5 protein-coding genes are annotated in these 7349 nt (G+C 74.4%); 4 read left to right on the top strand and 1 reads right to left on the bottom strand.

The features are described 5' to 3' along the window. Positions 1–56: 56 nt before the first annotated feature. Entirely contained in the window at positions 57–2444 is a 2388-nt protein-coding gene (locus tag RNC47_RS35430) for a helicase-associated domain-containing protein (RefSeq protein WP_311604923.1), read from the bottom strand. 194 nt (positions 2445–2638) lie between these two features. Between RNC47_RS35430 and RNC47_RS35425 the strand changes: the two genes are divergently transcribed. The 4 genes from RNC47_RS35425 to RNC47_RS35410 are packed head-to-tail and all read left to right on the top strand — an operon-like array spanning position 2639 to position 7092. Beyond that, positions 2639–5242 (top strand): sensor histidine kinase KdpD, encoded by a 2604-nt coding sequence (locus RNC47_RS35425; RefSeq protein WP_311604921.1) that lies wholly within the window; start codon positions 2639–2641, stop codon positions 5240–5242. Then, positions 5217–5900, top strand: a complete 684-nt coding sequence (locus RNC47_RS35420) for a response regulator (RefSeq protein ID WP_311604920.1) — start codon at positions 5217–5219, stop codon at positions 5898–5900. Before RNC47_RS35425 ends, RNC47_RS35420 begins: the two co-directional genes overlap by 26 nt. A gap of 30 nt (positions 5901–5930) precedes the next feature. Further along, positions 5931–6332: an OB-fold nucleic acid binding domain-containing protein gene (locus RNC47_RS35415; protein WP_311604919.1), complete on the top strand. Its 402-nt coding sequence runs from the start codon at positions 5931–5933 to the stop codon at positions 6330–6332. Positions 6333–6336: 4 nt separating this feature from the next. After that, positions 6337–7092 carry a DUF3159 domain-containing protein gene (locus RNC47_RS35410; protein WP_394814951.1) on the top strand — a complete coding sequence of 252 codons (756 nt, stop codon included), beginning with the start codon at positions 6337–6339 and terminating at the stop codon, positions 7090–7092. The last annotated feature ends 257 nt before the right edge of the window (positions 7093–7349 follow it).

Below are 7349 nucleotides of genomic sequence, written 5' to 3'. Positions count from 1 at the left end.
CGTAGGGCGGGTGGGTGGGGAAACCCCGGCGTGGAGCGCCCCCGCGTGGGGGTGTGTCATGGCGCGGTCGTCGCGTTCGTCACGCGGGAGAGCGTGAAGTCGTGGTCGCGTCGATGGTCGTGGCACCAGCCGTACATCGCCCCCGGTGGGTCGAGCGTCAGCTCGTCCATCGCACAGCGGCGCGGTCGGCCGTGTTCGTCGGGGTGTTCTAGCAGGACCCGGGAGCCGGTGTCGATGCCGCGGGCCAGGTCGCGGACCGCGTCGGGGGAGAGCTGGGGCGCGGCCTGGCGGAGGAACTCGGCGGAGCGTTTGGCGGCCACCAGCAGCTGGGCGACGACCCGCTCCAGGCGTTCCGGCTCGGGGCGGCCGACGGAGGCCGCGTAGCCGCGCTGGCCCGGCAGGGGGGCGCGGCGTTCCGGTTGTGGCGCCGGCTTGGGGCGTTCGGTGCGTTCGACCTGGACGGTGCCGTCCACCGCCTCGGTGACCGGCGCGTAGCCGGCGGTCCGCAGGGCGGCCAGCGTCTCGGGCGCGGGGGTGCGGCTGACCAGGACCGTGGGGGCCAGCTGGCGCAGGCCGAGCGGGGCAAGCTTGCGGTGGTAGATGATCTCGGTGAGCAGCGCCGGCTCAGGCGCGTGGATGACGCAGCCGGCGGAGACCACCCGCAGCTGGCCGTGGCGCCTGGCGGTGTCGGCGATCAGGTAGCGCAGGGGTTGGGGGAGCGGGCCGCCGTTGAGCCCGGTCAGCTCGGACTCGATGGAGGTGGCGCTGCCGCCCGCGTCCAGGCCCCGGCGGATGCTGGCGGGCGTGAAGCGCCAGACCGAGGCGGCGCCGCGGGACTCGCGGTCGGCGACCGCGTCCAGGGTGCGTTCCAGCCGGGCGGAGGGCGCGCCGGCCACCACCGCCGTCAGGTCGCCGCCGATCCTGGCCCGCTCGCTCGCGGCCGGCAGCAGGCGGCGCGCGGCCTCGACCAGCGCCGTCTCGTCGTCGGCGAGCAGCGCGGCGCCGAGCGGCGAGAGCGTGCCGTGGGCCAGCACGCCAAGCCGGCTCGCCTCGGCGAGCAGGGTGGTGAACGGCGGGGTGTCCTCGTCGAGCCTGGCGGCCAGCGGCCGGTGCCAGGCGACCACCGCGCCGAGCGCGGCCGGTTCGCCGGCGCCCCTGCCGGCCGGCAGCCGGGAGGCGGCGTTGAGCAGGGTGCGGCGGGCGATCGTGACGTCCCTGCGCGGCGGGAGTTCGAGCAGCGCCGGCAGCGTCCTGCCCTCCCGGTCCCTGGTCCTGGTCGGGGTGGCCGGCACCGAGCGCCAGGCGCGCAGCAGCGTGGCCGCGCGGTGGCCCGGGTCGCCGGCCAGCCACGCGTCGTAGTCGGCGGTGGCCGGGAAGCGGTCCTCGTCCCGGCAGAGCAGTCCCGCGGCCCGGCCGAGTTCGAGGGCGAGCCGGACGTCGGTCTCCTCGCAGCCGGCCGCCCTGCCGAGGCGCAGCAGCTCGCGCGGGCCGACGCCGCCGGTCTTGCGCCGCTCGGGCGGGCGCGCCGCGCACTCGGCGAGCACCGCGGCCGCCCGGTCGAGGAACGCGAACGCCGAGGCCGCCGCCTCCTTGGCCACCGCCTCGGCCGGGGCGGACACCAGCGGCGGGGCCGGCGGCCCGGCGGCGAACGGCGCCCGCCAGTCGGGGCCGCGCAGGATCAGGGCCACCTCGGCCGGCATCTGGGCCGGCACCTGCCCGTAGCGCGCCCGCAGCAGCAGCCCGCGGTCGAGCGCCCACCGCAGCCCGGGCAGCGAACTCGGCACCGGCTCGGTCCGCACCGCCCGGCTGTGGTCGAGCAGCAGCTCGCGCGAGGCCGGCGGCGCCGAGGCCACCAGATCGCGCACCAGTGCCGGGTCCGTGTGGTGCGCCATCAGCGTGTCCAGCCGGCGCTGCCTGGTATCGGGCGGCGTGATGCCCAGGGCCTCGACCATCCCCCGCAGCTCGTCGGTGGTCTTCTCGTCGAGCAGCTCGGCGAGCCCGGTCCCGAGGCCGAGGGGCGTCGGCCAGGTCTTCGCCACCTGCTCGGCCAGGTACCAGAGGCCCCGCTCGTCCTGCCAGGCGAGCGCGTAGCCGGACAGCTCCGTCAGCGCGAGATCGAGGCCGCGGGCCCCCTCGCCGTCCCCCTCGCGCAGCAGGCCGGCGAGCCGCCCCCGTGCCACCCCCGCGCCTATGGCCCCCGACGCGGCGAGCGCCTCCGCCACCTGGAGGCAGCGCAGCGGCACCCGGGACATGGCGCGGGCGACCGACGCCTTGTCCAGCAGGCGGGTGGCCAGCTCGCCGAGGTCGTTCGGGGCGTACGGCTGGAGCGTGTCGGGCCGGGCCGCGAGCAGGGCGCGTAGTTGCCCCGCCGGCAGCCCGCCGAGCCAGGCGCTGAGCGGGAAGCCGGGGGAGGCGCTGGGCGACGACGTGCTGATCGAACTCACCTCATGACCGTGATGCGACGCTATGGAGTCGGACGGTCACCGTATCGGCCCGCTCGTCCGGCCGGGGCCGAAACGGAGAAAGAATGGGGAAACTATGCCCCCCTCACCCCGGGGGTTGATTTCATACGGGACCCTGACGCCCGTGCCCACGGCGATCACCTGGTGCTTCGCCGGCGAGGTACGACAATGGGGTCATGGCACGCCGCGGCAAACTACGCATCTATCTCGGCGCGGCCCCCGGAGTCGGCAAGACCTACGCCATGCTGTCCGAGGCCCACCGCCGCGTCGAGCGTGGCACCGACGTGGTCGTGGCGCTCGTCGAACACCACGACCGGCCCCGCACCCAGGTGCTGCTGCACGGTCTCGAACAGGTGCCGCGGCAGGAGATCCGCTACCGCGACGGCGTCTTCGGCGAGATGGACACCGACGCCGTGCTCCGCCGCCGCCCGCGGGTCGCGCTGGTGGACGAGCTGGCCCACACCAACGTGCCGGGCGGTCGCAACGAGAAGCGCTGGCAGGACATCGAGGAACTGCTCGACGCCGGCATCGACGTGGTCTCCACCGTCAACATCCAGCACCTGGAGTCCCTCGGCGACGTCGTCGAGTCGATCACCGGCGTCCGCCAGAAGGAGACCGTGCCGGACGCCGTCGTGCGCCGCGCCGACCAGATCGAGCTGGTCGACATGGCCCCCGAGGCGCTGCGCCGGCGGATGGCCCACGGCAACATCTACGCCCCCGACAAGGTGGACGCGGCGCTCTCCCACTACTTCCGCCCCGGCAACCTGACCGCGCTGCGCGAGCTCGCCCTGCTGTGGACGGCCGACCGGGTCGACGCCTACCTGCGCCGCTACCGCGACGAGCACGGCATACGGTCCACCTGGCACGCCCGCGAGCGCCTGGTGGTCGGCCTCACCGGCGGCCCCGAGGGCTCCACCCTGATCCGCCGCGCCGCCCGGATGGCCGCCAAGAGCTCGGGCAGCGAGATCATGGCCGTCTACATCTCGCGCGCCGACGGCCTCACCTCGGCCTCGCCACGCGAGCTCGCCGCCCAGCGCACCCTCGTCGAACAGCTCGGCGGCACCTTCCACCACGTCATAGGCGACGAGGTCCCGGCCGCCCTGCTCGACTTCGCGCGCGGCGTCAACGCCAACCAGATAGTCCTCGGCTCCAGCCGCCGCAAGTCCTGGCAGTACATCTTCGGGCCCGGCGTCGGCGCCACCGTCGCCCGCGACTCGGGCCCCGACATCGACGTGCACATCGTCACCCACGACGAGGTCGCCAAGGGCCGGGGCCTGCCGGCCGCCCGCGGCGCCCGGCTCGGCCGCTCGCGCATCGTCGCCGGCTGGCTGATCGGCGTGCTGGGACCCGTCCTGCTGACCCTGGGGCTGGCCCAGCCGGAGCCCGGCGCCGAGTTCGCCAGTGACGTGCTGCTCTTCCTCTCCGTCACCGTGCTCGCCGCCCTGGTCGGCGGACTGCTCCCCGGCCTGTTCTCGGCGGCCTTCGGCTCGCTGCTGCTCAACTTCTACTTCGCCCGGCCCATCCACCAGTGGTCCATCGCGGAGGGCCACAACATCGTGGCCATCGTCGTGTTCTTCGCCATCGCGGTCGCCGTGGCCACCGTCGTCGACCGCTCCGCGCGCCGCACCCAGCAGGCGGCCAGGCTGCGCGCCGAGTCCGAGACGCTGACGCTGCTCGCCGGCAGCGTGCTGCGCGGCGAGGACACCCTGGGCGCGCTGCTGGAGCGGGCCAGGGAGACCTTCGGCATGGAGTCGGCCGCGCTGCTGGAGACCGACCCCGACCGGCGGCACTGGACCTGCGTCGGCAGCGTCTCGGTGCCCGACCAGGCCCCGGCCCGCCCCCTGCTGACCCCGGAGGACGCGGACGTCGACGTGCCGGTCGGCGAGCACGCCATGCTGGCCCTCTCCGGCCGCAAGCTGCCGGCCGAGGACCGTCGGGTGCTCACCGCCTTCGCCCTGCACGCGGCCGCCGTCCTCGACCGTCAACGGCTGAAGTCCGAGGCCCACCGCGCGCACAAGCTCGCCGAGGGCAACCGCATCCGCACCGCCCTGCTGGCCGCCGTCTCGCACGACCTGCGCACCCCGCTGGCCGCCATCAAGGCCAGCGTCTCCAGCCTCCGCTCGGACGACGTGGCCTGGTCGGAGGAGGACGAGGCCGACCTGCTGGAGAGCATCGAGCAGGGCGCCGACCGCCTGGACCAGCTGGTGGGCAACCTGCTCGACATGTCCCGGCTGCAGACCGGCACCGTCGAGCCGCTGATCCGCGAGATGTACCTGGACGAGGTGGTTCCCACGTCGCTCGGCGGCGTCCCCGAGGGCTCCGTCGACCTGGACATCCCCGAGACGCTGCCGCTGGTCGCCGCCGACCCCGGGCTCCTCGAACGCGTCGTCGCCAACGTCGTCGAGAACGCCGTCAAGTACAGCCCGGCGGACCGGCAGGTGCTGGTGCGGGCCAGCAGCCTCGGCAACCGCGTCGAGCTGCGCGTCGTGGACCGCGGCCCCGGCGTGCCCGACATCGAGAAGGCACGGATCTTCGAGCCGTTCCAGCGGTACGGCGACACCCCGCGGGGCAACGGGGTCGGCCTCGGCCTCGCGGTCGCGCGCGGCTTCGCGGAGGCCATGGGCGGCACGCTCGACGCCGAGGACACCCCGGGTGGCGGGCTGACCATGGTCATCACCCTGCCAGCCGCCCGCACCCCGAGCCCGGCTGCCCCGGAAGAGACGACAGAAGAGACAACAGCAGAAAGGGCCCCCCATGCATCGGGTGCTCGTAGTCGATGACGAACCCCAGATCCTGCGCGCGCTCGTCATCAACCTCAAGGCCCGCAAGTACGAGGTGGACACCGCGGAGGACGGCGCCGAGGCCCTGCGGCTGGCCGCCGACCGGCACCCGGACGTGATCATCCTCGACCTCGGTCTCCCCGACATGGACGGGGTCGACGTGATCAGTGGCATCCGGGGCTGGACCCGGGTGCCGATCATCGTCCTCTCGGCGCGGCACACCTCGGACGAGAAGGTCGAGGCGCTGGACGCCGGGGCCGACGACTACGTCACCAAGCCCTTCGGCATGGACGAGCTGCTGGCGCGGCTGCGGGCCGCCGTGCGGCGCGCCGAGCCGAGCGGCGCCGCCGAGGACGAGCCGACGGTCGAGACCGTGGACTTCACCGTCGACCTGGCCGCCAAGAAGGTGCACCGGCAGGGCAAGGACGTCCGGCTCACCCCCACCGAGTGGCACCTGCTCGAGGTGCTGATCCGCAACACCGGCCGGCTGGTCAGCCAGAAGCAGCTGCTCCAGGAGGTGTGGGGCCCTTCGTACGGCACGGAGACCAACTACCTGCGGGTCTACATGGCGCAGCTGCGCCGCAAGCTGGAGGCCGACCCGTCCGCGCCGCGCCACCTGATCACCGAACCGGGTATGGGTTACCGCTTCGAGCGCTGAGCCGTGGGCCGATCACGTTACGCTGAGAGCATGAGTGCGGAAGGCCGCCCCCCTCGGAGGCGGTGGAAGCTGTTCCCGTGGCCGGGGGCGAAGGGCGCGGACCGCGCCGACCTCGTCGGCGACGAGCAGCCGGCGGACGCGGGCTGCACCAGGATCCGCGACTGCGCGGAGGGCCCGGAGGGCCGCGAGGTGGTGCGGGTCACCGGCACCCTGCGTGCGGTCACGCAACGCACGGTGGCCGGTATGCCGGCCCTGCAGGCCGAGCTGGACGACGGCTCGGCCTCCCTGGACGTGGTGTGGCTCGGCAGGCGCGCGATAGCCGGCATCGAGCCCGGCCGTGCGGTCGTCGCCTCCGGGCGGATCGTCAGGACGCACGGCAGGCAGGTGCTGTTCAACCCCCGATACCAGCTGCAACCGCGTGGACAGGAGTAGCCGAGTGACCCGACCAGAGAGTCGCGCCGACACCGACAACGACACCGGCCAGACCGGCCCCGCCGAGGCCGCCGCCCCCCGGATCGCCGACCAGACGCCGGACGAGGCGGCGACCCGCGCCGCGTTCTTCGAGGCGTTCGGCGGGGTGCGGGGCATGGTCGAGACGACGGTGCCCGGCCTGGTCTTCGTCCTCAGCTACACCATCAACCGCTCCATCAACATCTCGGCGATCGCGGCGCTCAGCGTCTCCGCGATCCTCGCCGTCTCCCGGCTGATCCAGCGGGACACCCTCAAGCACGCGCTGAGCGGCGTCTTCGGCGTCGCCTTCGGCGCGGTCTTCGCGATGATCTCCGGCGACGCGAAGAACTTCTACCTGCCGGGCATGCTCTACACGCTGGGCCTCGGCGTCGCCTACGTGGCCACGGCGCTGGCCGGCGTGCCGCTCCTCGGCCTCATCCTGGGCCCGGTCTTCCGCGAGAACCTGTCCTGGCGCACCCGCAACCCGGGCCGCAAGCGGGCCTATGTGCGGGCCAGTTACGTCTGGGGCGGCATCCTGCTCGCCAAGTCGGCGATCACCTTCCCCATCTACTTCTGGGGCGACGCGACGCAGCTCGGCTGGCTGCGGGTGGCACTCGGCATCCCGCCGTTCCTCGTCGCCGTCTACTTCACCTGGATCATCCTGGTGAAGGCGCCGGCGCCGATCGACGTGATCGCCGAATGGGAGGAACGCGAGCGGCGCGAGGCGGCGGCCTCGGAGTAACGACCGACGGTTTCGCTGGGCGCGTGGCCTTGGCCGCCGGCGGGGTCGCTGCGCTTGGCGTTGGCCGCTGGCCCGCAGGGCCCGGCTCGTGGCGGCGAAGCCGCCGAGCCGGGCCCTGCGGCCGTGCCGGCCTGCGGCCGTGCCGGCCTGCGGCCGTGCCGGCCTGCGGCCGTGCCGGCCTGCGGCCGTGCCGGCCTGCGGCCGTGCCGGCCTGCGGCCGTGCCGGCCTGCGGCCGTGCCGGCCTGCGGCCGTGCCG

It is taken from the genome of Streptomyces millisiae (assembly GCF_031845425.1).
Classification (GTDB): Bacteria; Actinomycetota; Actinomycetes; order Streptomycetales; family Streptomycetaceae; genus Streptomyces; species Streptomyces millisiae.
The sequence above is the reverse complement of the archived record's forward strand: the minus strand, read 5'-3'. Positions and strand labels throughout refer to the sequence as shown.